Genomic DNA, 884 nt, shown 5'->3' with positions numbered 1-884 from the left:
TCAACCCCACCCCTTCACCAAAGCCTGAAAAAACGTCACTCAGAAGCAGCCCAAGAAGCCGGCCGCTTCTGCATAAACGCAAGAGTCCCCTCGGAACCCTCGTCACTGCGAATCGCCTCGGCAAACTTCGCAGCCGCACTGTCCAGAAGCCCGCTCATCGACTCGTGACCAACGCGGTGCAACAACGCCTTGGTCTGGGCCGTCGCATTCGGCGCACACTGCCGAACACGCTCAACTGCATGACCGAGCAACTCATCAATCTCAACTTCCGATTCCGCGACCTGATGAACAATCCCCAGCCGGCACGCCTCATCCGCATCCACCCGCAGCCCTAGCAACGCCAGCCGACGCGCCTGTGTCAGCCCGATGCGCTCCACCACAAACGGCGCAATCTGCGCAGGAATCACCCCCAGGGTTGTCTCTGGCATACCAAACTTGGCTGTTGGTCCCGCAATCGCCACATCCGACACACAGGCCAGCCCAAAGCCGCCGCCCATCACCGCGCCCTCGGTAACGGCAATCACGACCTTCGACGACTCATTCACCTGCTGAATCATTTGCCCGAATGCCCGATTCAGTCGATAAAAGGGGTCTTCTTCGCCTTCGGCGGATTTCTGCCCTCGGGCACCGGCCATGTCCTTGATATCCCCGCCGGCGCAAAAATGGCCATCGGCTCCGCGAATCACCACGGCACGAATGCTGGCGTCATTCTCAACCTGACTGAACACCGTCGATAGTTCCGCCACCATCTGCAGGCTCATGGCGTTCCGAACGTCCGGCCGGTTGATCGTGACGAAAAGGGCAGGCCCCTGTTTTTCAAGAAGAAGCGTTTCGCACTGCGGAAACTGATCCATATCTGACTCCACTAAATGTGTCCGGGGGAG

Annotated in this window: 1 protein-coding gene; it reads right to left on the bottom strand. The window is 59.3% G+C overall.

What is annotated here, in order from left to right:
• Window positions 1-35 precede the first annotated feature (35 nt).
• Entirely contained in the window at window positions 36-854 is an 819-nt protein-coding gene (locus MDG893_RS20385) for an enoyl-CoA hydratase/isomerase family protein (RefSeq protein ID WP_007155748.1), read from the bottom strand.
• Window positions 855-884 lie beyond the last annotated feature (30 nt).

This window comes from Marinobacter algicola DG893 (assembly GCF_000170835.1).
In the GTDB taxonomy this organism is placed as follows: Bacteria; Pseudomonadota; Gammaproteobacteria; order Pseudomonadales; family Oleiphilaceae; genus Marinobacter; species Marinobacter algicola.
The sequence above is the reverse complement of the archived record's forward strand: the minus strand, read 5'-3'. Positions and strand labels throughout refer to the sequence as shown.

Bases quoted from the DNA above. Each gene is read 5' to 3' on its own strand.
- MDG893_RS20385 (WP_007155748.1), bottom strand. From the start codon at position 854: ATGGATCAGTTTCCGCAGTGCGAAACGCTTCTTCTTGAAAAACAGGGG.